We start from the raw sequence: 24,766 nt of genomic DNA on the forward strand, positions 1-24,766 counted from the left end.
CTTTGCGACAACAAAAAATCGTCCGAGAACGAGATGTTCCGGACGAAATCTTAAACAGTTGTTCAATAAAATCCAAATCCGAAGTCTGTTCAGACTGACCCAAACGGACCAAGAACAGATTTGAACTTTTCATCATTAAGCTTCGATACCTGCGAGCTTCTTGCCGATCTTTTCCGGCACATTGTTCGCGGCGAACGTATAGGCAACCTTAATCGCCTGTTCGATAGCCTTAGCATCGGAACGACCGTGGGCAATGATACCGGTACCCTTAAGACCGAGGAGAAGAGCTCCACCCGTGTTACGGTAATCCCATGCTTCGTTAAACTGCTTACCAGCCGGAGTGTCAATCACGCCGAACGTCTTGGTATGCAATTCAAAGAAACCTTCATACATCTTCAGAAGAACGTTGCCGACGTAACCGGAGCAGACAACGACATCCGCTTCGCCGAGAAGAACATCACGGCCTTCGATATTGCCGATAAAGTTCACCGGGGCATTCTTCAAAAGCTGGTACGCTTCCTGAACGGAAACCGGACCTTTCTTTTCTTCTTCGCCCATGTTCAAGAGGCCGACCTTCGGATCCTTGATGCCGAGATAAGATTCTGCAAAGACAGAACCTGCGAGAGCAAAATCTCTGAGGACGTTCGGCTTTTCATCCACGTTGGCACCTGCGTCCACGAGAACGCTGCGGCCCTTGGCATTCGGGATAATGCAGCCGATAGGCGGACGGGCGAAATCTTCGCTCGTACGGCCGAGAATCATGAGGCAGGATGCCATCATGGCACCGGAGTTACCGGCAGAAACGCTAGCCTGGACGAGACCCTTCTTCTGAAGGCCCACGCACATCACGAGACCGGAGTGCTGCTTCTTGCGGAGCACTTCAGTCGGATGTTCGTCCATAGCAACGAGTTCAGGAGCGTCTACAACCTGGATCAGCTTACCTTCGTAACCGAATTCTTGGAGCTTTGCCTTGACCTCGGCCTCAGGACCGCACAAAACAATCGCAAACTTTCCTTCAGAACTATTGACCGCGTTGATGGCTCCCTGGACAACCACGTCCGGAGCGTTATCACCGCCAAACGCATCAAGAGCAATGCTGATCATGGTGTGTAAACTCCTATCTAATTCTTAAAAATTAGTCTTCCTGAATGTGAACGACTTCTACGCCGTTGTAATAACCGCAGACCGGGCAAACGCGGTGCGGACGCTTTACGGAACCGCAATGGTCGCAAGTAGCGAGAGCCGGCATCTCGATCTTCCAGTGCGTACGACGCTTGTCACGACGAGCAGTAGAGGTTTTTCTTTTTGGTGTTGCCATTTTTGAACTCCTAATCGTTCGGCTTAAGGTTCCGGAATCATCCGTTCGGATGTTCCATCTTGGCCTTAAGCGCTTTCAATTTTTCCCAACGAGGATCTTCCTTCGGTTTTTCCGACTTTTCGCCGATTTCCCAAACGAAGGCCTTGTCCGGATCGTCCTTAACCGGATGGAGGGGTTCCTGGAGAATCACCAGTTGCCGAACACATTCGGTCACATCTACGTGGTCCTGAACCTGCGGTACGCGGAATCCAAAGATTTCATCGTCCGAATCGTCCAGTTCCTGCTCTGCCAGTCCCGAGGTGAGTTCCACCCAAAAGCTAATCGGCGTCTCAAACGGATGGTCGAAGAGCTCGAGCGTGCGAGAGCATTCCAAAATCTGTACCCCAGAAAGAGTCCCCGTGAGCATCCACTTGTTCGAATCTTCGGGGACGACCGTCAATTCAACTTGAAGCGGACCCTGGATACGGAGTTCTTCAAAAACGTTCGCATCGGAATTATCCTTTACGAAACTCGCCTGCAAAGAACCTTCACAGGAAGCAATTTTTGAAATCTCAATTCTCAAGGTAGCGCAAATATACTAGAAAAAAATTATTCAGTCAATAAAAGGAGGCAAAAAACACCTTCAAAGGGGATCTTTTCCGGCTATTCCTCGCTTTCAAACGCATCGTTTGCGGTCGTCGGAGGGGTGTAAGTGATGCCCTGGAACTTCAAAGTATCTCCATGAGGCAGGTTCACCCGAATGCTCTTGACGTAATCTGCAGGGTCAAATTTGCCCGACTTGAGATTGCGGATTACCAGTTCGTCGCCCGAATAGAAGACGAGATCCTGGTAGTCGGACGGCACATTCACCATGGTGATGGAGTTGCAAGAACTGACCGTTTTAAAGTTACTGGTTCCACGAAAACCGACTCGAATGCTGTACGCCCAGCAGAGGGTATCCTGCGTGAATGCGCCTTCTGCAACGAGGAAGACCGAGCCGAGGAAGTTCGAAGTTTTTGCAAGGGTCACCGTCGAAACATGGAGCGTGTCTTTTGCTTCTTCCAAATCGTCCTTGTCGATGTAGTCCGAAAGGCCCATGAGAACGCCGCCCGCAGAATCCTTGCTGCGAAATTCCACGCGGAAGCTGTCTTCGATCAAATCAAAAGCCGGAGCAGCCACACGCCAGACGCCCATCGAATCCGTGACAGCCTGCGTCACAAAGGCTGCGCTATCCAAAACGCCAAAGCCGTAAAGATCCGTCACTACATGGACCGAAACGCCCTTCGCCGGCTTGCCGTTTGCGTTCTTGACGACGCCCTGCAAAATCTTTACCTGGGTCGGTTCGTTTTGCGAAGCGTCCCAGCGCAGCTTGCCGACATCCAAAGTGTCACCGGCAGAAACCATCACCGAAAGCTTACGGATAATCGTCGAATCCGCATAGCCCGAGGAGCGGAGCTTTGTAATCACGCTCGAATCCGCCGGGAGGATCGTCAAAGAGTATGCGCCTTCCGGAAGAGCGATCTTAAAGGAATCCGGAGCGAAAACGTCGATCGAGAACGTCGTCGAATCGAGTTGTACCCTAAAGTGCGAACCTGCGAGGAACGAGGCGTTGCCCGTATATTCCAGTTCGCCCACCACCAAGGCCGATTCGCGGAGCTTTACGCGCAGGCTGTCTTCACTCTTGGAAGAGACATGGCGAATAATCTGCGTTTCGGAGAGTGTCGAATCGTTTGAATGATAGCGGAATTCAAAATTCACCGTATCGGCAATGGTGCTGTCGAAAGCAAAGGCGCCGAGCGAATCCGTTTCCGTTTCAATAAAGTCCAAAATAGAAGCCGAACGAGCCACGACCTGGCGCACCGAGATCCCGCTTCTTGCAGAACCGTTGGCAAGGGTCACCGTACCAGCGATCGTGTTTTCCGTATCGGTCGCGGTCCCTGCAACCTTGTCGGAACAAGCCAAAAAAACGAAAGCGCCGAGGAGAAGCGCGAAGATGCGCAGACTAATCTTCATCATCGGAATCTCCTTCGGTTTCATCCATTCGAGCTTCGTTCTCCTGGAGAGCTTCGAGCTCCTTCGAGAGCGGGAAGAATTGGATATTCAGTTCACAGATCATCGACTCATGATCGTCCGAGCGGACGATATCGACCACTTCCTTACGAAATGTATCAATTTTATGGATGATGCGTTCAAGCCCTTGCGGAGAAACGCTCATCGTCGTACACGAAACGTTACGACGTTCGGTACTGTAACGGTCCACGGCAGCCTTGCCGAGGTCCATCATTTTCTTTTGGAAGTCGTGAACGATAAACGGTGGAATTTCTCGGCCACTGGTGATTGTCTTGTTGACAGAACGCCAAAAACCGTTTTCTTTTTCGATAAGGCCGAGATTCGAAAGCAGCTTGATCGCCTGCTTTGCCTGCGGAACCGTAATGCGCGGGTTGAGGAACAGGGCGAGATCCTGGTAGTTGTCCGAAACATTCAAAACGGACAGAGCCTCACGGACGGCGACATAATACCATTCCTTATAATATTCTATCTGCTGACGGGAGAGCGCCTTGGTCGTACGCGGAAGAAGGGCGGACATTTTTTCAAAGATGACCTGCTTCGATTCCGGGGTTTCCGCATGGGTGAAGTCCACCATCAAGCTGAAGTAGCGGCCTTCCTTTTCGGAAAGTCCAAGCGCATGGATGAACTTGGGAACCATTTGCGGGGTCAAAGACTTACGGCCCTTCACAAGATCAAGATAGAATCCGCTGGACGTGTAGCCCGCTCGCTTAGCGAAAGCGCGATACGAAAAATACCGTTGTACGGACTTACGGTACTCGTAATAATCCTGCAGGTACTTTCGATAATTGTAATAGGCGAACACGTTCATAGCGCATTAAAAATATATTTTCTCCTATTTTTTGGGAACACCTAATTGTGCAAAGATTTTGTAAGTTTTTAGCGAAATTTCGTTAAAAGAACAATTTGGGAACACTTTTGGGAACAACTCCTCTACTCTTCGCGCGATTTTTTGTCTATTTTCAAGGAACACCCAATCCCATCCCTAGAATCGCGATCTATCAAAAGGTCGCGATTCTTTTTTATCTTGTAGCGCGATGAACGCTCTCAAGAACATCCTTTTCAAGATTCTGCGTCTGATCGGCATTTTCGCTCTGATCTACGTTTGCCTTCTCCTTTACATGGTTATGTCGGAACGCCGCCTGGCGTTCCCCCGTGCAGAAATCGACGACGCTTCCGAATCGGCGCTCCGTGACAACGCCGTCCTTTGCCACGTCGAAAACGACAAAAAGCTTCAGGGCTGGATCCTGAACGATTCCCTGCCGACAACTGCACTGTACTTTGCCGACCGTGGCGAAGATGCGGCGACCTTCCTCGCCAACGCAAAGAGGATTTCGGGATTTCGACTTGTCACGTTCAACTACCGCGGTTCCGCCGGGAGCGAAGGAACGCCAGGCGAAAAGTATTACGACTCGGACATTCGGGCAATGGTCGGCTGCGCCCATTCGAACGACCTTATCTTCATCGGTCATGGCACGGGAGCGATCGCCGCGTACAATTCTTTTGCAAGCGGGCTTGGCAAAGGAGCCCTTCTCGTTGACCCTGCAGAGAGTTTTAGTTCCGCTTTATCGGCACGTTACCGAATTTTCTTTCCGAAATTCCTGAGCAGGACCCATTCGCGGATGATTTTTAGCGATGAACAATCCAATCCGGCGACCGTCATCGCAGACGACCCTCGTCGTGGTGAACTTGTACGCAATTTATTGAACAAGCATTCTAAAAAATTTACCTTGGTCGAGCGAGAAGGCAATTCTTTACTAGAAGTCATGCAGGCCGAGCTTACAAAAATAAAAACAAAGTAACACTTATCATCTTGTCCCATTTCGGTGAATTTTTTAATATTAGTCCTGTGTACCCCAAAAGGTGAGGTTTAGTGTTATGGATAGCTTTAAAGCTAGAATGGATATCCGTGGTTTTCTTCGCTTCTCTAAAGAACTCGCGGAAAAGTTCAAACTCAAAACAGCCGTTTACGCAGATCTGATGGTGGATAAGGTCGGCGGTCGAATCGCCATTATCCCGACGAGCAAGCTCAAGGCAACGTCCTTCCGCATTCTCCCGTCGAACGGCACTTATCTTCTGTATCTCCGCGGCGCAATGAACGTCGTCGGCATGAAGGTCGTTTCGGGAGACGTCGAACTCACGAAAGAAGACGACAAGATCATTTTCCAGAAGAAAAATTCAAAGAAGACCGGTGCGTGGGAACTCTTCGCCTGCCGCAATTCCGCAGGCCTTCCGATGATTTCTATCGATGCCCGCGGAACGATGATCCTCGACAAGCGTTGCATCACCGCTCTCAACACAATAAAGAATTCGACGGCGACTCCGGAATTCGATCCCAAGAAAAAGACATTTAAATTAACTTTCGGCAAGAAGGGCCTGCTCAACATCCGCACCATCGAAAGTCACGCCAGTCTTTCTATGATGGGGACGTTCCACTCTTTCGGCGTCAAACTTCCGGAATCTCATGTGCGTTACTGCGTCCAGATTTCGGGAAACGTCATGACTTTCAAACTATAGGGGTTCAATCATGTTCGAAATTTTCAAGGCGTTTTACCCCGTCCATTACAATTTCGGCGCATTTGCCCTGCTATTGCTCTTGTTCGTGATCTTTTTGCTGACCAAGAAGAATTTCAAGTGGGCAATCATCTTCATCATCGTTGACATCGCCTTCAACGTATTCATCTACCACAAGACGGCTCACCGCGTTTGGATCATTACCGAAACGCCTGCCGCACAGAATGAATGGGACACTCCGGCTCCGAAAACTTACAAGTTCTCTGCTCCGGACAACTGGGTGATCGAAGGCGACAACGGCGAAAAGATGCACTGGTGCTGGGTGGAAACCTGGGCGGAAAAGTTCCTGAGCTTCGACTTTGTCGATAGACTTTGGGGAACGAACAAGGCGAAGCAGCTTCGCGGCGCTTCCGAAGAACGCTTGGACCAGTAAGCCTTTAAATTTTCGATCGACCTTTACAAAAAGTTCGGGTGCGCATCCGGACTTTTTCTTTTGCCATTTTTCTTTGAAGTTTTGGAAGCGCTTACTTTTGAAATGGGACAACAGAAATTTCGCCATTTTCAAGCTTTGCATAATTCAAATGGAAAAGCCACTGCCCCGGGGAAACGACCTTGCCTTCTGCGTTTTCCCAAATGCCCGGAATATGGTGATGCCCGTGAACGCAGATGTCGCAGTGATTGTCTCGCATTCTTTCGGCAGCGGCATCGAGATACGAGAAAATGTCGATAACGCGGTCCTTGCCCGCCTTACGGCTATTTCTACCGACAAAAGTTGCAATGTCCATTCCCCAGTCCGGATGGATTTGACGGAAAAGAAATTGCGCCCATTTGGCGTCGATCAGTTTTCTCGCGGCGCGGTACCCCTTGTCTGCCTTGGCGACACCGTCCCCGTGCATCAGGTAAATATCATGCCCCTGAATGTTTTTTGCAACGTAGGTACGGTGAACTTGTACGCCAAGTTCCTTCGAAAAAAAATCGCCCAGCGCAAAGTCGTGATTGCCCGTCAGATAATGCACTTCCGTTCCGGAATCCACCAAGTCTCCTAACACGCGGTAAAGCGGCATGTGTCCGCGAGCCACGTAATGGCGGTACTCGTACCAAAATTCAAACAGATCGCCGACGATAAAAAGGTGCGACGCACCGCCAATCATTCCTTTTAAGAAATGAACAAGAGTTTCTTCGCGATCTTCGATGGATCCGGGAGGATTCACGCCGAGATGCGCATCCGAAATGAAGTAGGCGACTTTGGTTTCCATATTTTGAAATCTAATAATTCTAATTTTAAGGGGTGAAATTCTGGCTTTGCATCTTGACCGTTCTTCTCTTTTCCGCTTGCGCGCCTAAGCTTTACCATGCGGATTTTTCGGCAGATGCCTCTGCAGATAAAGCCTTTGCTTCGCCCGATTCATCCGCAATCCATTTTCACGCCCGCGAAAACGGCAAAACGGTCGAATTTCCGGAACGTTTACAGACCGCCTATGCGCAAGGGATACAAGACGCCGTGCCGAACGGCTGCACCTTAGAGCTTTCTTTCGACGGAAACGTGGAAGAGCATTATGCGAGCCTCTGGTACTTGGGAATCCTTGTCCTTGCTCCGCTTTGGCCCGCCATGCCGCGTGCAGACGATATTTTCCTTTTGTTGCATTCTGAACTTGTCTGCGACAGCGTGAGCGTGGAACGTGCAGAACTTTTGGAAGAAGAACATCCGCGCCTTTTTTGGTACGGTCCATACCGCGGCGGATACATGCAGGAACGCGCCGACATGATTCACAGAAAGCTGATCGCACGTTTAAGACAGTCCCTTTTGCAAAACACCCCAGTGGATGAATCCATCCGCTCGGACATTTACTAAAATTCAGACTATGCATACACTTTACGTTGTCGCCACTCCGATTGGAAATCTTGAAGACATGACCTACCGCGCCGTGCGCATTTTAAAAGAAGTACCGCTCGTGCTCGCCGAAGACACCCGTCATTCGAGACTTCTGTTTGACCACTTCGACATTCACACGCCGATGGAAAGCTATCACGACTTCAACAAGGAAGAAGTTACACCGAAATACGTGGAATACCTGAAGAACGAAGGCGACATTGCGATTATCAGCGATGCCGGAACTCCAGGCATCGCCGACCCTGCATTTAACCTGGTACGCGAATGCGTGCGTGAAGGCATTGATGTGCGAAGCGTCCCAGGTGCCTGTGCTATGATCAACGCCCTCGTTTCGAGCGGCATGCCGACCGACCGTTTCCGCTTCGAGAACTTTTCTCCGAAAAAGAGTGCCCAACGTTTGCACTTGCTTGAAAAGCTCAAGGAAACCGCCGACTCGACACTTATCTTTTACGCAAGCCCGCACAACCTGGTCAAGTTTATCGGTGAAATCCAGCAGGTCTTTGGCGAAACGCCTATCGCCCTGATGCGCGAGCTGACCAAAAAGTTTGAAGAACACCTGGTGGCGACACCTTCCGAACTTTTGGAACATTACAAGAAGTGCAATCCCAAGGGCGAATACGTTCTCCTGTTCCATCCGCAAGGTAAGGGTGGGTTATGATTTTTTTCCTTTTTATCCAAGCAGTCCTGAACATTGCGCTTGTTATGTCCGATCCGGACATGGAAGGCATTTACCTTTTTAAGGCTCAACTGATTCCATTTCTCTGTGCGCTTCCCTTTATTTTCAAACGTGATTTTCGAAAGAATTTTTCAAAGATGCTTTACAGTTTCTGCGGCATCGGATTCCTTTCGCTTGCGATCGATTACGCGTTTCGTTCCCACGTCGGTCTGATTCAGCTTGCCACGGTCTTTGTACCTTTGGCGCTTTACGGACTGTTCCATTTTGCCGTTTGGAATGTGCAACGCGCTAAAGAAAGATTCTCTTTAGCGGCTCTGGCGATGAGTTCGCTCAGCTGGGGACTTTACGCCTTTGCATTTCCGCCACTTCCTCTTGGTCCAGGTGCCCTCGTATTTCTTGTGCCGTGGTTCATTGTGCTTCTGCGCTCCAATATGCAGACAGCTCTTTTCGCTTCGTTCTGGTCGGGCTTCATTTACAACGTCATCAATTACTATTGGATTTACAACGTGATGAACGTGGGACCGGCCGTTTTGATCATGATCGGTCTAATTCTCTTGATTTCTTACTTCAGCGTTTACAATACAATCGCCGCGGCGGTTTTTGTGAAAGCCCGCGATGTAAAAATCAAGGGTATTCCTGTTCTGCTCATTCTCTTCCCGCTCTTTTACGCGGGTCTTGAAATGACGCGGAGCATTGGAGACTTTAGCTTTCCGTGGAGCCATCTCGGGTACGCCTTGGGAAATCAACTTCCGCTGTTACAGGCACTTTCGATCATCGGCATTTTTGGTTACACAGCCATCATCATCGCAAGCAATTTGGCGGTCGCCGAAGCCTTCGTGAAAGGCAAAAAGTTTTTGATTGCCGCACCGGTTGCGATTTTTGCCTTGCTCTTTGGATACGGAAGCTTTGTGCTTTCTAAACCGGAAGCGGCTCCGTTCTATATGGAAAACGAGGCAGAAGCCCCGAAGGTTGCGGTTGTTCAGCCGAATATTCATCAGACGAACAAGTGGAACAAAGCCTACTACGATTCCGTCGTGTCCAAGACTTGGCAGATTGTAAACGACAGCGTCGATTGGAAATCCGGAGACTTGGACCTGGTCGTTCTTCCGGAGACCGCGATTCCCGACTTTATAAGGTTCCGCAGCCGTGAAAAGCTTTGGCTCAAGAACCGTATCAAGGGAACGCAGACAAGTCTCTTCATCGGAGCGTTGGACTTTGACCGCGAAGGAAAACCGCCACGTCCGGTAAACCTTTACAACAGCGGTTTCCTGTTCCGCCCCGACGAAAAGAATTACACGCGCTACATCAAAACGCACCTGGTGCCGTTTAGCGAAAGGCTCCCCTTCGATGACGTGTTCCCGATTTTGAATTACGTGGACGTTGGGCAGGGCAACTTTGTTCCCGGCAAGGAACGCCCGGTCTTTGAACCGTATTTCTGGAGCCCGTTCATTTGCTACGAAACAATCTACGGTGCCGAAGCCAGACGCTCCATCCGTAACGGCTCCCGCCTGATGGTAGACATCACGAATGACGGCTGGTTCGGGAAAAGCACCGCCGCAGCCCAGCATTTGAACCAGCTACGTTACCGCGCCATCGAAAACGGCTATCCGATTGTCCGTTGCACGAACACCGGAATTTCCGCATTCGTCGACCAGTACGGCCATGAAGATCTAAAAACAGAGCTTTACACGGAACGCGTCATCACACGTCGCATTCCACTCCGCTCCAGGGATACTCTTTATTTCCACATAGGCGATGCAGTCGAGTATGGACTGCTCGGATTCTTCTTTGCCTATCTTGCGGCGCTGTTTATCCGATTAAAGACATGGGCCAGTGCCCAACCTTAGGGCGCACAGTCACCTGGGCGCCATTCAAAAGGGATTTCGCCGCTTCGACAGCCGGAGCGGTAACCCACTCGTCATCCTTGCCGAAGCGTACTTCGCAATTCGGCACAGATACCGGTTCTTCTATTTTGGCTTCCGCCAAATATTCGAAGCCCTTGGCAATCGATTCCGGTTTGATCTTTAAAGCGGTCTCCATCCAAAGATCCTGATTGACTTCTTCGGAAGGGCCAAAGAGATCTAGTATTCCCTGCAGAGCGACCTTTGGCATCTTCTGCACTTCCTTTGCCATCAAGAGCACTTGCTTTTGAGGCCAGGCGTCTTCTCCATGGCAAAAGTCGAGAATCGGAGCGAGCAAAATCCACTTCTGGTTCGCCGGGCGATTCTCCAAATTTTTCAACATGACCAAAGCCGAAAAATCGATACCGACAAGCACATCTGCATTTTTCACAGCCGACAGCGAATACAGATCCTGCAAAACAGGAACCTCCTCCGCATAAGAAATAAATGTGTGTTCAGCGTCCAAATCGACCACGGAAAGTTCATCTTCCCAAACGTTCAAATCCGAAGCCAATCCAGAAAGCCACGTCCAATTCGACATAAGCTATCCTCGCATTAAAATCATTCTTTGAAAAAAAGATATAATCATCTTTTCCGTTACGCAACATTTTATGTGATGTACGTAATAAAAACGCCGAATCCGGAGTTCAAAACGGTCCATTTCGGAATAATCGTTTTGCACAATTTCTCTCGTAATTTCGATCTTTTATAAATTTTGCCTTTAAAATATGACTTCCGCAACAAATGAAAGAATCGGTTGGATAGATGAATTCAAAGGCTGCGTGCTTCTGCTCGTGTGCCTGTTTCATGTGGAGCAGTCCTTTACAAGCATCGACATGGGACTTTCCCACGCAAGCGCATTCCGCATGACCGCCTTCTTTTTTATTTCGGGAGCCCTCTTTAGCACGCGCCGGTTTCCGACCTTTGTTAACTATACAAAGCACAAGGCGAAGGTTTTGCTGTTGCCGTATGGGCTGCTTTCGCTTTTATTCTTAGCCTTGGATCCGGTGCTGTACAACTTTGAGCTTTATTATCCACGGTCTCCCAAGATGATGCTCCTCGGGATCGTTCCCGACATTCAAAATGTATGGCAGTATATCGGTTGGAACCTGTTCAAGATTTTTGTCGTCGGAAAATCCTCGGTCGGGTCCGGGCCTATTTGGTTTGTGTTCAATCTTTTTTGTGTAAGCGTCGCATTTTACCTGCTTCAAAAAATCACCCGGGGACACTTTTGGAAAACCTTTTTGCTCGCGGTCCTAAGCCTTATCGCCGGATGGGTGATGAACCGTTACCAGGTACACTTGCCCTTTGGATTTGAACGGGTCTGTACAACGCTCTTTTTCTTTGCCTGCGGATCGCTTTGCAAAAATGCGATTATCGCTCTTGGAAAGCAAAAGTCTTGTATTCTCGTTCTCGTTGCCGCAGTCTCTATTTGGCATTATCTCTTTTTTGAAAATGCGAGCCCGTGGTTCAGTATCATGAACAACCATCTCGGAAAAAATATCGGATCCTTCCTTGCGAGTTCAGGCTTTGGAATTTTATCGCTCGTTTCCGTGTTTTTGCTGATGGACCGTTTGCCCGCTTGGAAAGGCTTTGCAACCGCCAAAGGAATTCTTCGAAACATTTCCCGCAACGGCCTCATTATTCTCGCCGTTCACTGGTGGATTCTGCTCGTACTTCGAATCGTTTTCAAAGCGGAACTCGACAAGCCTGGGCTTGCCTACATTTCGATTCCAATCGTCATCATAGGCGTTATCCTTGCGATCCCGCTGTTCCGTTGCAAATTGTACCGTTTGATTTCCAAAGAAAAAATCAGTGCAAAAGAAAGCCTTTCCATTCACTGAAAAGGCTTCTCGTTTTGAACTATTCCATTCTCAATACGACGGCGCCCGTTTTCCGGGTTTCCCTCATATCGATAATGCGCTGATTTTCCGAACCTCGGAAGCGGAGCATGAGATTCTTTTTTTCGATCATGAAAGGCCCGTCCACCAGAACATCGATCGAATCCAAGATTTCATCGGTGACGTCCGTATGTTTTTTTCCGCCCGCGATCAGGTCGCGGTCATAAACGTAGCCGGAAAACATCCAAATGCTCTTTTTCGGAAGTTCCTTTTTTATGCGACGGATCAATTGCACAATCGTTTCTTGATTCGACGGTTCAAAAGGTTCCCCGCCGAGGATGGTAATGCCCTCGTAGTAGCTCTTCGAAAGTTCGCTTAGAATGAAATTTTCGATTTTATCGTCGTAAGGGACGCCAAAATTAAAGTCCCACGTTTGAGCATTGAAGCAGCCTTTACAATGGATGGTGCAACCGGAAACGAACAGCGAAACACGAATGCCCGTTCCATTTGCACAATCCACTTTGTAAATCTGACCGACATGCATCTGGCGCGACCTTAGTGAGATGCGTTCGGATTCACAGAGCCTGTTTCCTGAATTTCACCGAGACCGATGTGAAGCACACGGTCTGCGATTTCCGCTGTACGACCCTGATTCCAGAACTGAGTGCCGATGTAGCCACAGGTTCTGCGTGCCACATGCATTCTCGCCTGTTCACGGTTGCCGCAGTTTGGGCATTCCCAAACGAGCTTTCCCGTCGAATCCTTGACCACGCGAATTTCGCCCGAATAACCGCAGACGTCGCAGAGGTCGGACTTCGTATTGAGTTCTGCGTAAAGAATCGTGTCGTAGATGTGCTTCATAATCGCGAGAACAGCCGGGATGTTGTCCTGCATATTCGGCACTTCTACGTAGCTGATAGCGCCACCCGGAGAAAGTCTCTGGAATTCCGCTTCTTTGGAAAGCTTTGCGAACGCATCGATTTCTTCTGTCACATGGATGTGATAGCTGTTCGTGATGTAGTTCTTGTCGGTCACGTGCGGAATCTTGCCAAAACGTTTCTGCAGAGCCTTGGCAAACTTGTACGTGGTACTTTCGAGCGGGGTTCCGTAAACAGAGTAGTCGATATTTTCTTCGGCCTTCCACTGGGCACAGGAATCGTTCAAGAGCTGCATGACCTTGAGACCGAAAGCGTCACCGGCAGAGCTCGTATGCGAAACGCCTTTCATGTAGAACACGCATTCGGCAAGGCCTGCGTAGCCGAGAGAAATCGTCGAATAGCCATCATAAAGAAGACGGTCGATTACTTCACCCGGTTTGAGACGTGCCAATGCTCCGTCCTGCCAAAGGATCGGGGCGACATCGGACGGTGTACCGAGAAGACGTTCGTGACGCAAACGGAGAGCTCTGTGGCAAAGGTTCAAACGATCCTTCATGATTTCCCAGAACTTGGCTTCGTCACCACCCGAAGAGCAGGCTGCATCGACGAGGTTGATCGTCACCACGCCCTGGTTGAAACGGCCGTAATACTTGTGAACGCCTTCGACGTAATTTTTTGCATTGCCAAGGTTACCCTTTTGCGCATCCGTAAAGCGGTCCGGGGTGAGGAAGGAGCGGCAACCCATACACGGATAGCAGTCTCCCTTCATCGCAAGAGCCATCTTTTCGGAGATGTAGTCCGGGACCATACGCTTTGCAGTGCATTCCGCGGCGAGCTTTGTCAGGTAGAAGTACTTGCTACCTTCTTCGATGTTGTCGTCCTGCAGCACGTAGATGAGCTTCGGGAAGGCCGGGGTGATGTAAAAGCCGCGATTGTCCTTCACGCCGAGGATTCTCTGTTTGAGCATGACTTCGATAATCAAAGCCAAGTCATCACGGATCTGTCCTTCCGGAACTTCGTGAAGGTACATAAAGACGGTCACAAACGGAGCCTGGCCATTTGTCGACTGAAGCGTAATCAGCTGATACTGGATTGTCTGACAACCGGATTCCACTTCACGGCGGACTTCGTCTTCCACAATCTTCTTGAGTTTTTCTTCATCGACATCGACGCCTGCTTCGGCGAATTCCGCCTTCAGACGCTGGGAAATCTTCTGACGGCTGATGTCCACATAGCGAGCAAGGTGGGACATCGTAATCGTCTGTCCACCATACTGACTCGAAGCAACCTGCGCCACGATCTGGGAAGCCACGGTACAAGCCGTGTTGAAACTTCTCGGCGTATCGATATGCGTTCCGCTGATGCACGTGCCGTTGTCAAGCATGTCGCCCAAGTTCACAAGGCAACAGTTGTGCATGTGCTGGGCAAAGTAGTCTGCGTCGTGGAAGTGGATGAGGCCATCCTTGTGAGCCGCCACGATGTCGTCGGAGAGCAGGTAACGATTCGTGTAATAACGGCTCCATTCGCCTGCCATGTAGTCACGCTGCACAGAGAGAACGGTCGGGTTCTTGTTCGAGTTTTCCTGCTTGACTTCTTCGTTATCCCGTTCGACAATGCCCGAAATCTTCTGGTCGATGTTGCTCATCTTACGAAGTTCGTTGTGCTTGTAACGGTAGGTGATGTAGAGACGCGCCACGTTGAACTTGCCCGTCGCCATCAAGGAGTTTTCCACCTTGTCCTGGATTTCTTCCACAGAAAGGTCGCGACTTGCGTTGCGGGCATCGCGTTCGATACCGTTTACAATCGCAGCGATCTGTTCTTCGGTTAATTTATCCGAAAGAATACCTTCTTCCTTATTCGCCTTACGAATCGCGTTTGCAATCTTTTCACCATCAAAAATGACACGTTCCCCAGAACGCTTCATGATGTAAATCTGAGGAGCTTCAATGTCCATGTTACCATCGAGGGATTCATCGTAAATCGCCATCGTTTTTCACCTCTTCGAAAATTTATGTTTCTTTTTTTCTGTAGTCTTGCACCCAAATATACCAAAATCGGACCGCCCCTCCTGGTCCGCTTTCGGAGCTTTCATCGTGAACTTGTAGGCCCTCGTCGGTCCTTCAAAATCGCTTCAAATTCGCCATTTTGGATATGAAAAAAGCTCGGCCATGGCCGAGCTTTTGTGAGTCTTATCACACCCGGTTTACAGGCCCTTCTTGAACTTTTTCAGCATCGAGGAAAGCTTGCTCTGCGGTTGGGCATTTCCCTTGCCCTGAGAGGCATTTGCACCGCCGAGACGAGCCTTCAAATCGGCGAGGGTCGCATGCGGACGGATACCGCCTTCACGACGCTGACCGCCACGCGCATTGCGCGGAGCTCGTCCCGCACCGGCGACGCCATCGACCTGTTCGGGCTTCATCGAAAGGGAAATGCGTTTCTGGCCTGCATCCACGCCGAGGACGCGCACCTTCACTACATCGCCGACCGTAAGAACGGTCTTTGCGTCTTCCACGAACTTATCGCTGATTTCAGAGACATGCACCAGGCCGTCCTGGTGAACGCCGATATCGACGAATGCGCCAAAGTTTGCCACGTTCGTCACGACGCCTTCCATCCAGCTGCCCGTCACGAGATCGTTGATGCTCTTGATCGAATCATCGAACTTTGCATAACGGAATTCCTTACGCGGGTCGCGGGACGGCTTTTCGAGTTCGGAGAAAATGTCTTCGAGGGTATGCTTACCGACCGTATCCGAAAGGAATTCATCCGGGGAAAGCGACTTGATGGCGCTTGCGTTACCCACGAGATCCTTCACGGCGACGCCGGCCTTAGCAGCCATACGTTCGACGAGTTCATAGTTTTCCGGGTGAACGGCGCTGCAATCGAGCGGGTTTTCGGCGCCCGGGATGCGGAGGAAGCCTGCCGACTGTTCAAAAGCCTTCGGACCAAAGCCCTTCACCTTCAAAACGTCCTGGCGGCTCTTGAAAGCACCGTTCTGTTCGCGGTACTTCACCACATTTTCAGCAAGCGTTGCCGAAACACCTGCCACATGGGTCAAAAGCGGTGCACTTGCACTGTTCAAATCCACGCCGACCATGTTCACGCAGCTTTCGACGACTTCGTCGAGGCGCTTCTTGAGTTCACGCTGGTTCACATCGTGCTGGTACTGTCCAACGCCGATCGACTGCGGATCGACCTTCACGAGTTCGGCGAGCGGATCCTGCAGACGGCGGCCGATAGAAATCGCGCCACGGGTCGTCACGTCTTCATTCGGGAATTCCTGAATAGCGAGCGGACTTGCGGAATACACAGAAGCGCCTGCTTCGGAAACGATCACACGGGCCGGCTTTTTTCCCTTGAACTTGTGGCTCATGGCGGCGACAAAAGCGTCCGTTTCACGGCTAGCAGTGCCGTTACCGATTGCGATCAAGTCCACTTCGTACTTTTCAGCGAGAGCGGCGATATAATCGCCCGCTTCGGCGACGCGCTTCTGCGGTTCGTGCGGGAAGATGACGCCGTGATCGATAAACTTACCGTTCTTATCGAGAACAGCCACCTTACAACCGGTACGGAAGCCTGGGTCGAGGGCGAGAACGGCGTGGTGACCGGCCGGCGGAGCGAGAAGAACGTCCTGAAGATTCTTGCTGAACACCTTGAACGCTTCTTCTTCTGCCTTGTCCTTCAAGATCAGGCGGACTTCGCTTTCGAGGCTCGTCTTGAGCAAACGATCCCAAGCGTCCTTGCACATTTCTTCCAAATACGGTTTCCAGATGCTGTCGCCCTTGATCACCTGGCGCTGCAGGTAACCGACAAGAGCTTCATCCGGCATTTCCACGGAAAGACGGAGAACCTTTTCCTTTTCGCCACGGCGAAGGGCAAGCATACGGTGGCTCGGAATCTTCGAAACCGGTTCGGAGAAGTCGTAGTAGTTCTTGAACTTGGTTTCCTGCTTTTCGAATTCCTTGCGGACCTTCGACGTCATGACGCCTTCCTTTTCGATCTGCGCACGCAGATACTGACGGCAGGTCGCGTTGTCAGCGAGTTCTTCAGCGAGAATGTCGCAGGCGCCAGCGATTGCCGCCTTCGGATCGGCAAGGCCCTTTTCTTCGGAGAGGTAAATCCGGCCGATTTCTTCCGGCGTATTGGAGGTTTCTTCCTGAGCCATGATGATACGAGCGAGCGGTTCGAGACCGCATTCCTTCGCAATCGTCGCACGGGTACGCTTTTTCGGCTTGTACGGAGCGTAAAGGTCTTCGAGAAGGGTCTTTTCCTTGCAGGATTCGATCTTTGCCTTAAGTTCCGGAGTCAGCTTGCCCTGTTCTTCGATGGACTTCAAAATAGTCGACTTACGGTCTTCAACTTCTTGCAAATATTCACGGCGGTGCTGGATGTCACGGAGTTCGATTTCATTCAACGTTCCCGTCTGGTCCTTGCGGTAACGCGCAATAAACGGAATCGTACCGCCCTGGTCCATCAATTCCAAGGCTTTGGCCACACGCCATTCTTCTAAGTTCAGTTCTTGGGAGATGACTTGCGAAAAATTCATAGTTCCTATTCCTCAAATGTTTAGTCACGGGGACAATTTAACATCTTTTCCGGTTAAAACGGGAAAAACAAAGGTAGCACAAAGGTCATGATAAAACCCATTCCGAACTGCAAAGGACCGCCGATTTTCAGATAATCGTTGAAAGTATAGCGGCCAGCATTCATGACCAAAGCGTTCGGAGGGGTGGAAAAAGGCGAAATAAAGCAGCAACTGGCCGAAACCGTCACCGCAAACAGGAACGGATACGGGCTCACACCGAGACCCGCGGCCGCACTCATCGCAATCGGGGTCAAAAGGACCGCCGTCGCCGTATTGCTGATAAAGATTGTAACAATGGACGTTGTATAATAGATACCGGCGAGCAGAGCATAAGGCCCGATCGTCCCCAGATATTCCACCAAGGCATTCGCAATGATGCCCGAGACGCCCGTTTTTTCAAGAGCTGTCGACATCGGGAGCATCGCCGCAATCAGCACGGTACTTTCCCAGTTGATCGACTTGTAAGCGTCCTCCACGTTGCGGAAGCAGCCCGTCAAAACCATGAGCAGCGCAGCGATCAGCACCGCCGCCACCGAAGACACCGCGTTCGTCACCATCAAAATGACCATCAAAACGAGAATCGCCGCCGCAAACGGCATCTTGTGGTCGAGCGGGACCGCAGCAGCCGATTCCAAGGGTTCCCCAAGGACAATCCATTCCGTATTCGACGAAGAAAGCTTGCGAATGTTCTCCCAGGTTCCCTGCACAAGAAGCGTGTCGCGGGATTCCAGGTTCTTTTCCGTAAGCCCATGGATGATATATTCCCCGTTGCGCTGGATGCCAAGCAGGTTCACCCCGTACTGCGCACGCAGATTCGTTTCCATCACATTGCGGTTGATAAAGGAAGAATCCGGCATCACGAGCACTTCGGCAATGCCCCAGTTGCGAAAATGGAAAGATTCCCTTTCCGCTTCCTTTTCCGAAAGGATCGGAGCGCTCATCTCCTTGGAAAAGCGTTTCACGTCTTCGATGTCACCCATCATATAAAGGATGTCGTCTCCATAGGCGACGCTTGTCGGGCCGGCGAGTTCCTGGCGACCTTCGCCAAAGAACTTTCCTCGGGAAGGATGGTCCACCTCGATGACCGTCAAATTGTAATGGGTCGGAAGCTTGAGTTCCGCAAAAGAACGCCCGATCAGCGGAGAATCGTAACGGACACGAACGCGGGTCACGTTGCGCGAAAGACGGTATTCTTCGGCAAGCTCGTTCAAGGACTTGTTTTTGCGTTTATTGGACTTCTTTTCTTCCGTCTTTTTGCAAAGCAAATGCGAAGCCGGGAGAAGCGCAAAAATAATGAGCAAAAGCACCACGATACCTATTGGCGTAAACGAAAAGAGCTTTAAGCTCGGATATCCCGCCTTGATCAAAGCCTCGTTGATCACCATGTTCGGAGGCGTACCGATCAAGGTCAGCATACCGCCGATACTGCAAGCAAAGGCCATCGGCATCAAAAATCGCTTCGGGCCGGACTTTGCGCCCGCCGCCACGCTCATCACAATCGGGAGCATCAGCGCAGCCGTTCCCGTATTCCCCACAAAAGCTCCGATAAAGCCCGTCACGAGCATAATCACGACAAACAAAACGCTCTCCTTGTCGCCCGCGATCTTCACTATCTTCTGGCCAGCGACACGAGCAAGACCCGTTCTAAAAATCGCACCGCCGACGACAAAAAGCCCAAGGATCATCAAGACGATCGGATTCGAAAAGCCTTCGAGCGCTTCATCGACCGTCACTACGTCAAAAACCATCAAAATCACAAGGGAACAGAGCGCAACGATATCCGAGCGAATCTTCCCCTGTACAAAGAAAAACATCGAAACTGCCAATACAAGCAGTGTAACAACGAGAGAAAACATACAGCCACAAAATTAGCAAATTCAAACGGAGGCAATTTGCAGAACCCCTGCCGAAATATTAGTTTTGAATTCAAAAATGTAAAATTCACCCCGAATAGGAATGTTTATGTCTGACTGCATCTTTTGCAAAATTATTAAAGGCGAAATCCCTTCTACCAAAATCTACGAAGACGATGAATTCTTCGCCTTCAAGGATTTGAACCCGCAGGCGCCCATCCACACGCTCGTCGTCCCGAAAAAGCACATCACGAGCCTTATGGATATGGAAGAAGCGGACGCCCCGCTGATGGGCCGTCTTCTTTACCGCGCCCAGGAAATTGCGAAGTTGCAGGGCCTCGGCGAAGGCGGAGCCCGTTTTGTGTTTAACTGCAAGGGTGACGCCGGACAGACCGTTTGGCACATCCACTGCCACATTCTCGGCGGAAAGCGTCTCGACGACGGTTTCGGCGCAAAATAAGCTTCTCTGATACCGTTTTGCTCAAACAGACCAAAGTCATCGTTCTCCATCGAATGCCCTACAGCGATTCCTCGTTGATCGTGAAGGGCTTTTGTTTTGATTTTGGAGTCCAATCCTTTTTGGTCAAGAGCGCAAAGAGCCATAAGAATCCATTCAAAAGCTCCCTCGATCCGCTTGCCGAAAGCGAAATCGTCTTCCATGATTCCGGAAAGAGCGATTTGCACTTTATCCGGGAGGCAACCCTGATCGACTGGTTCCCGAATCTGCGCAAAGACCTGGAAAAGACCGCGATGGCGGAAGTCATGGCGGAAATTCTTTTGCGCTACCTGCCGACCGGACTTTCGCAGGAACTTGAGTTCCGTTACACGGAAAAGGCTTTGCAAGTGCTCGACAGGGGAAAGTGTCCGCAAGACGCGCTTGCCCGTTGGATGTGGCACATTGCCGATTGCGCGGGGTATGCGCTTTCCGTCGACGATTGCATTCGCTGCGGAAATTCCATCTCGGGGAATCCCGCCGATTTCCTTTTTGAATCGGGCGGGGCGCTTTGCAAAGACTGCCTCGGCTTCTTTTTGCCGCACTATTCCCCTGAGTTTTTAAGCGATATCGCCCGTTTGACCGCTCGAATGCCGCTTCACGACCCGCGAGCCCTCGAAGGGGAGTTTTTCAAGTATCTCAAAACACATCTCGGCGAAAACCGGGAAATCAAATCTTACCGTTGGTTACAGGAGGTTCGTGGTTATGCTTTCAGCACAACAGATTAAAGAACGTAAAGGAAAACAGAAGATAGCCCAGATTACCGCTTACGACTTTGGCTTTGCCAAAATCGCGGAAGCCGCCGGCATCGACCAGATTCTCGTCGGTGACAGTCTCGCCAATACCATGCTCGGGTACAAAAGCACGCAATCCATCGGCATGACCGAAATGCTCGTCTTTACCGCAGCCGTTTGCCGTGGCGCTCCGAACACGCACGTCATCGCCGATATGCCCTTCAAGAGCTATGACGATCCGAAATCGGCTCTGGAGAATGCGAAAAGATTCATGGACGTCGGCGCAAGCTCTGTAAAGCTCGAAGGCTTTATGCCCGACGCGATTGAAACGCTCATCCAGAACGGCATTCCTGTCTGTGCACACCTTGGACTTTTGCCGCAAACCGCAGTCAGCATGAAGCAAGTCGGCAAGACCGAAGAAGAAGCGGAAAGACTTTTAAAAGAAATCACCGCGATCGATGAGCTCGGCGCTTACGAATGCGTGCTAGAACACATTCCAGAGATTCTTGGCGAAAAGCTCACCAAAGCCGTGAGCCTAATAACCATCGGTATTGGCGGCGGTCCGCACACCGATGGTCACGTCACCGTTTTGCACGATGCACTTGGCATCAACAACGGAAAGATTCCTCCATTTGCAACAAAGTATTGCAACATCTTTGACATCGCCAAAAAAGGGATCGAAGATTATGTTTCCTTTGTTCACACCGAGGCGCTATAGAGTGTTATTTCCGATTACCAAGTTGGCAAAAAATTTTTTAAAATAAATGTTGATATTTTGTGAAAATCAAGTTATTTTATTGTCATAGTTATCAACAAATCCAAAAGAGGAACAAAAAAATATGGCAAACGCAAAGAAAACTGTAAAAAAAGCCGAAGTGAAGAAGGCTGCTCCGAAGAAGGCTGTCGCCAAGAAGGCTGCCCCGGCTAAGAAGGTCGCTCCGAAGAAGGCTGTCGCCAAGAAGGCCGCCCCGGCTAAGAAGGCTGCTCCGAAGAAGGCTGTCGCCAAGAAGGCCGCCCCGGCTAAGAAGGCTGCTCCGAAGAAGGCTGTCGCTAAGAAGGCCGCCCCGGCTAAGAAGGCCGCTCCGAAGAAGGCTGTCGTCAAGAAGGCCGCCCCGGCTAAGAAAGTGGCGAAGAAGAAGTAATTTTTAGTTTTCTCTCTTTGCTAAAAAAATCAACAAAAAGACCTGGCTTCAGCTGGGTCTTTTTGCATTCATACACCGATTTTCTAAATTTTGGGTATGATTTCCGAAAAAGACTTGAAAGAAATTGAATCTCTCAGCCTCGAAGAAAAGGCCACCCGCGTGGAAAAGCTTCTCGAAGGCAAAGAAACGCCCAGCGCCTTTGAACTCGGACTCTATCTCGCCCTGAAAATGGCTCTTGAAATCAAGACCGGTCAGGAACTCGGCAGTGCCACGGGCAAAATTGTCGCCGGCTGGATGCAAAAGTATTCCCCGGAGCTCGTCGAACAGGCGATTCCTCTTGCCAAACAGTTCTTTACCGATCCCGAAAAAATTGCAAACCGCATCCGCAACGGTCTTCTCGCAGCAAATGGCTAAACTGGTTAAAACGCTCCCCGCCTCGGTCGACATCGGCAGCCATTCGACAATTCTTTTGATTGCTGATTTTGAAACCGATGCAAATGGCAAAGAAACGCTCCAACCCAAAATTCAAAAGGTGGAAGTTTGCCGCCTTGGCGAAGACGTTTACAATACCGGAAACGTTTCCGCAGAACGCCTGGAAGAACTTTCGAAGATCCTTTCGAACTTCCGCGCAACGGCACACGCCCTAGGTGCAGAAATCAAAGCCTGCGCCATGACCGAAGCCGCCCGCAAGGCGGAAAATGGAGATGAGATTATCGCTGCGGTCGAAAAAGCGCTTTGGACCAAGCCGCAGATTATTTCTGGCGAAGAAGAAGCCGCCTACACGTTCCGCGCCGTCGAAGAATGGCACGGCGAAGGCATTGTGACTTTGGATATCGGCGGAGGCTCGACCGAAGTTTCCGACGGAAAGAAAGCGGTCTCGGTTCCGGTCGGCGCGCTTTACCTTTTTAAGCAAATGGGTGCGATTCCAGGTCCGGAATACAAAAAGTGGGAAAAGGAAATCCTCAAGGGAAATCCTTTGCGCCCGTATTCCAAAAAGCAGATTTACCTTGTCGGCGGAACGGGTACAGCCCTCGCCATGGTATTTTTGAACCTGCCGGAATTTGACTTCAAGTCAATCGAAGGTTTGGAGCTGAATCTCGATCAGCTCGAAAAAACGATTACAAAAATTTCCAACGTGTCGAAGGAACTCCGCGCGAGCATGCCGGGCCTTGAAAAAGGTCGTTCCGACGTCATCATCTGCGGCCTGTATTGGCTGCGCAGCCTGCTCGCCCGTTTGCACGCGGAAAGCTTCCGCATCAGCACGGCGGGTCTCCGCTTTGGGCTTCTTTACCCGCCTAAACCGGAAGAAAAAAACGTCGAAGAAAAGAAGGAACGCAAGCTCCCACCTTGGTTGCAAAAGAAAAAGGATTCTGAAGATGCGAATCAATAAATTTCTTTCGCTGTGCGGTGTCGCAAGCCGCCGTGCTTCCGACGATCTGATTCGTCAAGGCCGTGTAACCGTCAACGGAGACGTCTTGGAAGGACTCGGCCGAGAAGTCGATGAGCACAAGGACGATGTCCGCGTTGACGGCAAACGCGTGCGCCCGCCTAAAAGGACTTCAATTCTGATGTTCCACAAACCCGCAGGCTGCGTTTGCTCTGCAAGCGATCCGCAGGGTCGCACAACCGTCTACGATTACCTCCCGGCGGAATACCGTTCGATGAAGTATATTGGACGTTTGGACTTGCAGAGCCGTGGACTTCTTTTGTTTACCGACGACGGCGATCTGCTATACAAACTCACGCATCCGAAGTTTGAAGTTCCCCGCAGCTATTATGTTTGGACGACTCGCCCGCTTTCCCATGCCGACGCCCAGAAACTCGTCGATGGTGTCGAAATCGGGGAAAATGAAAAGGGAGTGATGGAATCCGCCCACGCCGAAGAAATTTTCTTTGACCAGGGATTCTTTGAAATGGTTCTTTGCGAAGGCAAGAACCGTGAAATCCGTCGCATGCTCGAACAGGTCGGTTATACGATCCGCGACTTGAAGCGTGTAACTTATGCGGGTATTGGGCTTGGAAACCTGCCGACCGGCGAATTCCGAGAACTCTCTTCCGCGGAAGAAAAAATCCTTCGCGAAGCGGTTGAGGATTAACCAATGAAACGCAGCATTTTTATCGGAGACATTCACGGTTGCTACGATGAAATGATGAAAATGCTCGACGTCGTCCATTACACGCCGGGCGATGACTCCATTTATTTTACCGGCGACCTGATCAATAAAGGTCCCGATTCCATAAAAGTCGTACAGGAACTTCTCGCCAATCCGTTCCAGTACGTCATGGGAAATCACGAAGCCTGGCTTTTGAATTTTGTAAAGATTCCCGAAAACGAATGGACCGAAAAACAAAAGCGCTCCGCAGAAATTCTCGGCGATCCATTCTGGCTTGCATCCATTGTTAAAAATTGGCCCCTCTGGATTGACACGCCTCAAGCGTTACTCGTCCACGCAGGCATTGAACCGGGAAAGGCAAAGATCGAAGACATGGATCCTAACGTGCTGCTTTCCGTGCGCACCTGGGACGGCAAAGGCGAAGACCTGAACAACCCCGAGGATCCCGCTTGGTTTGAATGTGTAACCTGGCCCAAAACCGTCATTTTCGGACATTGGGCTGCCAAGGGACTCGTCGATAACGTTCCAGGATTCATCGGACTCGATTCCGGCTGCGTCTACGGGAAATACCTTTCCGCCTACTGCCTTGAAGAACGAAAGTTCTATTCTGTTCCCGCGGCACGGCCGTACAGCCCGATCAAAAAGAAGAAACGCGTACCTACGAACGCCTGAGTTTCAAATTGGCTCAAAATCGTGACGCAGAGCCAAATGTTTTTTCCAAAAGCCAAGGAACCATCGTTTAAATCCTTTGCTTTTTAAGCGTCAATTTCTAAATTGTGT

The 24,766-nt window shown here is 50.4% G+C and carries 26 protein-coding genes; 15 read left to right on the forward strand and 11 right to left on the reverse strand.

The window, feature by feature from the left end:
• Nucleotides 1–135: 135 nt before the first annotated feature.
• The 5 genes from plsX to BGX16_RS04250 all read right to left on the reverse strand — a co-directional run bounded on the left by plsX (nucleotide 136) and on the right by BGX16_RS04250 (nucleotide 4,175).
• On the reverse strand, nucleotides 136–1,104 hold the full coding sequence (plsX, locus tag BGX16_RS04230) for a phosphate acyltransferase PlsX (RefSeq protein ID WP_100424933.1): 969 nt from the start codon (nucleotides 1,102–1,104) through the stop codon (nucleotides 136–138).
• 31 nt (nucleotides 1,105–1,135) lie between these two features.
• Nucleotides 1,136–1,318: a 50S ribosomal protein L32 gene (gene rpmF / locus BGX16_RS04235; protein ID WP_100424934.1), complete on the reverse strand. Its 183-nt coding sequence runs from the start codon at nucleotides 1,316–1,318 to the stop codon at nucleotides 1,136–1,138.
• A 37-nt stretch (nucleotides 1,319–1,355) separates the two neighbouring features.
• Entirely contained in the window at nucleotides 1,356–1,838 is a 483-nt protein-coding gene (locus BGX16_RS04240; protein ID WP_241899442.1) for a YceD family protein, read from the reverse strand.
• Nucleotides 1,839–1,960: 122 nt separating this feature from the next.
• Nucleotides 1,961–3,313 (reverse strand): hypothetical protein, encoded by a 1,353-nt coding sequence (locus BGX16_RS04245; protein ID WP_157797864.1) that lies wholly within the window; start codon nucleotides 3,311–3,313, stop codon nucleotides 1,961–1,963.
• Complete coding sequence (locus BGX16_RS04250; protein ID WP_100424936.1) at nucleotides 3,300–4,175, reverse strand: TIGR02147 family protein; 876 nt, start codon at nucleotides 4,173–4,175, stop codon at nucleotides 3,300–3,302. The genes BGX16_RS04245 and BGX16_RS04250 overlap by 14 nt, the downstream gene beginning before the upstream one ends.
• A gap of 226 nt (nucleotides 4,176–4,401) precedes the next feature.
• Between BGX16_RS04250 and BGX16_RS04255 the strand changes: the two genes are divergently transcribed.
• The 3 genes from BGX16_RS04255 (at nucleotide 4,402) to BGX16_RS04265 (ending at nucleotide 6,311) form a co-directional block, all read left to right on the forward strand.
• Nucleotides 4,402–5,166, forward strand: a complete 765-nt coding sequence (locus BGX16_RS04255) for an alpha/beta fold hydrolase (protein WP_100424937.1) — start codon at nucleotides 4,402–4,404, stop codon at nucleotides 5,164–5,166.
• Between the two features lie 76 nt (nucleotides 5,167–5,242).
• Nucleotides 5,243–5,881, forward strand: a complete 639-nt coding sequence (locus tag BGX16_RS04260; protein ID WP_106520349.1) for a hypothetical protein — start codon at nucleotides 5,243–5,245, stop codon at nucleotides 5,879–5,881.
• 10 nt (nucleotides 5,882–5,891) lie between these two features.
• On the forward strand, nucleotides 5,892–6,311 hold the full coding sequence (locus tag BGX16_RS04265; RefSeq protein ID WP_100424939.1) for a hypothetical protein: 420 nt from the start codon (nucleotides 5,892–5,894) through the stop codon (nucleotides 6,309–6,311).
• Between the two features lie 91 nt (nucleotides 6,312–6,402).
• Here the strand turns inward: BGX16_RS04265 and BGX16_RS04270 are convergent, their stop codons facing one another.
• Nucleotides 6,403–7,134: a UDP-2,3-diacylglucosamine diphosphatase gene (locus tag BGX16_RS04270; protein ID WP_157797865.1), complete on the reverse strand. Its 732-nt coding sequence runs from the start codon at nucleotides 7,132–7,134 to the stop codon at nucleotides 6,403–6,405.
• Between the two features lie 32 nt (nucleotides 7,135–7,166).
• On the opposite strand from BGX16_RS04270, the gene BGX16_RS04275 reads away from it, so the two are divergent.
• From BGX16_RS04275 to lnt, 3 genes are read left to right on the forward strand one after another with little or no spacing between them, the layout of a single operon-like run.
• Nucleotides 7,167–7,730 carry a hypothetical protein gene (locus BGX16_RS04275; protein ID WP_100424940.1) on the forward strand — a complete coding sequence of 188 codons (564 nt, stop codon included), beginning with the start codon at nucleotides 7,167–7,169 and terminating at the stop codon, nucleotides 7,728–7,730.
• 10 nt (nucleotides 7,731–7,740) lie between these two features.
• The gene (gene rsmI, locus BGX16_RS04280; RefSeq protein ID WP_100424941.1) at nucleotides 7,741–8,427 is read left to right on the forward strand and encodes a 16S rRNA (cytidine(1402)-2'-O)-methyltransferase; all 687 of its coding nucleotides are present in this window, start codon (nucleotides 7,741–7,743) and stop codon (nucleotides 8,425–8,427) included.
• Nucleotides 8,424–10,292, forward strand: a complete 1,869-nt coding sequence (gene lnt, locus BGX16_RS04285) for an apolipoprotein N-acyltransferase (RefSeq protein ID WP_241899443.1) — start codon at nucleotides 8,424–8,426, stop codon at nucleotides 10,290–10,292. The genes rsmI and lnt overlap by 4 nt, the downstream gene beginning before the upstream one ends.
• Here lnt and BGX16_RS04290 read toward each other — a convergent pair.
• On the reverse strand, nucleotides 10,255–10,887 hold the full coding sequence (locus BGX16_RS04290; RefSeq protein WP_100424942.1) for a hypothetical protein: 633 nt from the start codon (nucleotides 10,885–10,887) through the stop codon (nucleotides 10,255–10,257). The genes lnt and BGX16_RS04290 overlap by 38 nt on opposite strands.
• Nucleotides 10,888–11,074: 187 nt before the next feature.
• On the opposite strand from BGX16_RS04290, the gene BGX16_RS04295 reads away from it, so the two are divergent.
• Nucleotides 11,075–12,190 carry an acyltransferase family protein gene (locus BGX16_RS04295; protein ID WP_100424943.1) on the forward strand — a complete coding sequence of 372 codons (1,116 nt, stop codon included), beginning with the start codon at nucleotides 11,075–11,077 and terminating at the stop codon, nucleotides 12,188–12,190.
• A gap of 19 nt (nucleotides 12,191–12,209) precedes the next feature.
• Here BGX16_RS04295 and nrdG read toward each other — a convergent pair whose 3' ends face one another.
• From nrdG to BGX16_RS04315, 4 genes are all read right to left on the reverse strand, one after another.
• Nucleotides 12,210–12,731 (reverse strand): anaerobic ribonucleoside-triphosphate reductase activating protein, encoded by a 522-nt coding sequence (gene nrdG / locus BGX16_RS04300; protein ID WP_100424944.1) that lies wholly within the window; start codon nucleotides 12,729–12,731, stop codon nucleotides 12,210–12,212.
• 11 nt (nucleotides 12,732–12,742) lie between these two features.
• Entirely contained in the window at nucleotides 12,743–14,998 is a 2,256-nt protein-coding gene (nrdD, locus tag BGX16_RS04305) for an anaerobic ribonucleoside-triphosphate reductase (RefSeq protein ID WP_100426748.1), read from the reverse strand.
• A gap of 270 nt (nucleotides 14,999–15,268) precedes the next feature.
• Nucleotides 15,269–17,611 carry a Tex family protein gene (locus BGX16_RS04310; RefSeq protein WP_100424945.1) on the reverse strand — a complete coding sequence of 781 codons (2,343 nt, stop codon included), beginning with the start codon at nucleotides 17,609–17,611 and terminating at the stop codon, nucleotides 15,269–15,271.
• A gap of 53 nt (nucleotides 17,612–17,664) precedes the next feature.
• Nucleotides 17,665–19,506, reverse strand: coding sequence for an SLC13 family permease (locus BGX16_RS04315; RefSeq protein ID WP_100424946.1), 1,842 nt, complete (start codon nucleotides 19,504–19,506; stop codon nucleotides 17,665–17,667).
• 106 nt (nucleotides 19,507–19,612) lie between these two features.
• Here BGX16_RS04315 and BGX16_RS04320 point away from each other — a divergent pair, with 106 nt between their 5' ends.
• The 8 genes from BGX16_RS04320 (at nucleotide 19,613) to BGX16_RS04355 (ending at nucleotide 24,658) form a co-directional block, all read left to right on the forward strand.
• Complete coding sequence (locus BGX16_RS04320) at nucleotides 19,613–19,963, forward strand: histidine triad nucleotide-binding protein (RefSeq protein ID WP_100424947.1); 351 nt, start codon at nucleotides 19,613–19,615, stop codon at nucleotides 19,961–19,963.
• 17 nt (nucleotides 19,964–19,980) lie between these two features.
• On the forward strand, nucleotides 19,981–20,724 hold the full coding sequence (recO, locus tag BGX16_RS04325; protein ID WP_100424948.1) for a DNA repair protein RecO: 744 nt from the start codon (nucleotides 19,981–19,983) through the stop codon (nucleotides 20,722–20,724).
• The gene (gene panB / locus BGX16_RS04330) at nucleotides 20,702–21,448 is read left to right on the forward strand and encodes a 3-methyl-2-oxobutanoate hydroxymethyltransferase (protein WP_100426749.1); all 747 of its coding nucleotides are present in this window, start codon (nucleotides 20,702–20,704) and stop codon (nucleotides 21,446–21,448) included. Before recO ends, panB begins: the two co-directional genes overlap by 23 nt.
• A gap of 121 nt (nucleotides 21,449–21,569) precedes the next feature.
• Nucleotides 21,570–21,872 carry a histone gene (locus BGX16_RS04335; protein ID WP_100424949.1) on the forward strand — a complete coding sequence of 101 codons (303 nt, stop codon included), beginning with the start codon at nucleotides 21,570–21,572 and terminating at the stop codon, nucleotides 21,870–21,872.
• A gap of 96 nt (nucleotides 21,873–21,968) precedes the next feature.
• Nucleotides 21,969–22,286 (forward strand): hypothetical protein, encoded by a 318-nt coding sequence (locus BGX16_RS04340; protein WP_100424950.1) that lies wholly within the window; start codon nucleotides 21,969–21,971, stop codon nucleotides 22,284–22,286.
• Nucleotides 22,279–23,262 carry a Ppx/GppA phosphatase family protein gene (locus tag BGX16_RS04345; protein WP_241899444.1) on the forward strand — a complete coding sequence of 328 codons (984 nt, stop codon included), beginning with the start codon at nucleotides 22,279–22,281 and terminating at the stop codon, nucleotides 23,260–23,262. The genes BGX16_RS04340 and BGX16_RS04345 overlap by 8 nt, the downstream gene beginning before the upstream one ends.
• Entirely contained in the window at nucleotides 23,249–23,968 is a 720-nt protein-coding gene (locus BGX16_RS04350; RefSeq protein WP_100424951.1) for a pseudouridine synthase, read from the forward strand. Before BGX16_RS04345 ends, BGX16_RS04350 begins: the two co-directional genes overlap by 14 nt.
• Before the next feature lie 3 nt (nucleotides 23,969–23,971).
• Entirely contained in the window at nucleotides 23,972–24,658 is a 687-nt protein-coding gene (locus BGX16_RS04355; RefSeq protein WP_100424952.1) for a metallophosphoesterase, read from the forward strand.
• Nucleotides 24,659–24,766 lie beyond the last annotated feature (108 nt).

Origin of the sequence: Hallerella succinigenes (genome assembly GCF_002797675.1) — a bacterium.
In the GTDB taxonomy this organism is placed as follows: Bacteria; Fibrobacterota; Fibrobacteria; order Fibrobacterales; family Fibrobacteraceae; genus Hallerella; species Hallerella succinigenes.

What these genes read in the sequence shown, in the direction of transcription:
- plsX (WP_100424933.1), bottom strand. Translation starts at nt 1,104, where the DNA reads ATGATCAGCATTGCTCTTGATGCGTTTGGCGGTGATAACGCTCCGGAC.
- rpmF (WP_100424934.1), bottom strand. Translation starts at nt 1,318, where the DNA reads ATGGCAACACCAAAAAGAAAAACCTCTACTGCTCGTCGTGACAAGCGT.
- BGX16_RS04245 (WP_157797864.1), bottom strand. Translation starts at nt 3,313, where the DNA reads ATGATGAAGATTAGTCTGCGCATCTTCGCGCTTCTCCTCGGCGCTTTC.
- BGX16_RS04250 (WP_100424936.1), bottom strand. Translation starts at nt 4,175, where the DNA reads ATGAACGTGTTCGCCTATTACAATTATCGAAAGTACCTGCAGGATTAT.
- BGX16_RS04255 (WP_100424937.1), top strand. Translation starts at nt 4,402, where the DNA reads ATGAACGCTCTCAAGAACATCCTTTTCAAGATTCTGCGTCTGATCGGC.
- BGX16_RS04260 (WP_106520349.1), top strand. Translation starts at nt 5,243, where the DNA reads ATGGATAGCTTTAAAGCTAGAATGGATATCCGTGGTTTTCTTCGCTTC.
- BGX16_RS04265 (WP_100424939.1), top strand. Translation starts at nt 5,892, where the DNA reads ATGTTCGAAATTTTCAAGGCGTTTTACCCCGTCCATTACAATTTCGGC.
- BGX16_RS04270 (WP_157797865.1), bottom strand. Translation starts at nt 7,134, where the DNA reads ATGGAAACCAAAGTCGCCTACTTCATTTCGGATGCGCATCTCGGCGTG.
- rsmI (WP_100424941.1), top strand. Translation starts at nt 7,741, where the DNA reads ATGCATACACTTTACGTTGTCGCCACTCCGATTGGAAATCTTGAAGAC.
- lnt (WP_241899443.1), top strand. Translation starts at nt 8,424, where the DNA reads ATGATTTTTTTCCTTTTTATCCAAGCAGTCCTGAACATTGCGCTTGTT.
- BGX16_RS04290 (WP_100424942.1), bottom strand. Translation starts at nt 10,887, where the DNA reads ATGTCGAATTGGACGTGGCTTTCTGGATTGGCTTCGGATTTGAACGTT.
- BGX16_RS04295 (WP_100424943.1), top strand. Translation starts at nt 11,075, where the DNA reads ATGACTTCCGCAACAAATGAAAGAATCGGTTGGATAGATGAATTCAAA.
- nrdG (WP_100424944.1), bottom strand. Translation starts at nt 12,731, where the DNA reads ATGCATGTCGGTCAGATTTACAAAGTGGATTGTGCAAATGGAACGGGC.
- BGX16_RS04310 (WP_100424945.1), bottom strand. Translation starts at nt 17,611, where the DNA reads ATGAATTTTTCGCAAGTCATCTCCCAAGAACTGAACTTAGAAGAATGG.
- BGX16_RS04315 (WP_100424946.1), bottom strand. Translation starts at nt 19,506, where the DNA reads ATGTTTTCTCTCGTTGTTACACTGCTTGTATTGGCAGTTTCGATGTTT.
- BGX16_RS04320 (WP_100424947.1), top strand. Translation starts at nt 19,613, where the DNA reads ATGTCTGACTGCATCTTTTGCAAAATTATTAAAGGCGAAATCCCTTCT.
- panB (WP_100426749.1), top strand. Translation starts at nt 20,702, where the DNA reads ATGCTTTCAGCACAACAGATTAAAGAACGTAAAGGAAAACAGAAGATA.
- BGX16_RS04335 (WP_100424949.1), top strand. Translation starts at nt 21,570, where the DNA reads ATGGCAAACGCAAAGAAAACTGTAAAAAAAGCCGAAGTGAAGAAGGCT.
- BGX16_RS04340 (WP_100424950.1), top strand. Translation starts at nt 21,969, where the DNA reads ATGATTTCCGAAAAAGACTTGAAAGAAATTGAATCTCTCAGCCTCGAA.
- BGX16_RS04345 (WP_241899444.1), top strand. Translation starts at nt 22,279, where the DNA reads ATGGCTAAACTGGTTAAAACGCTCCCCGCCTCGGTCGACATCGGCAGC.
- BGX16_RS04350 (WP_100424951.1), top strand. Translation starts at nt 23,249, where the DNA reads ATGCGAATCAATAAATTTCTTTCGCTGTGCGGTGTCGCAAGCCGCCGT.
- BGX16_RS04355 (WP_100424952.1), top strand. Translation starts at nt 23,972, where the DNA reads ATGAAACGCAGCATTTTTATCGGAGACATTCACGGTTGCTACGATGAA.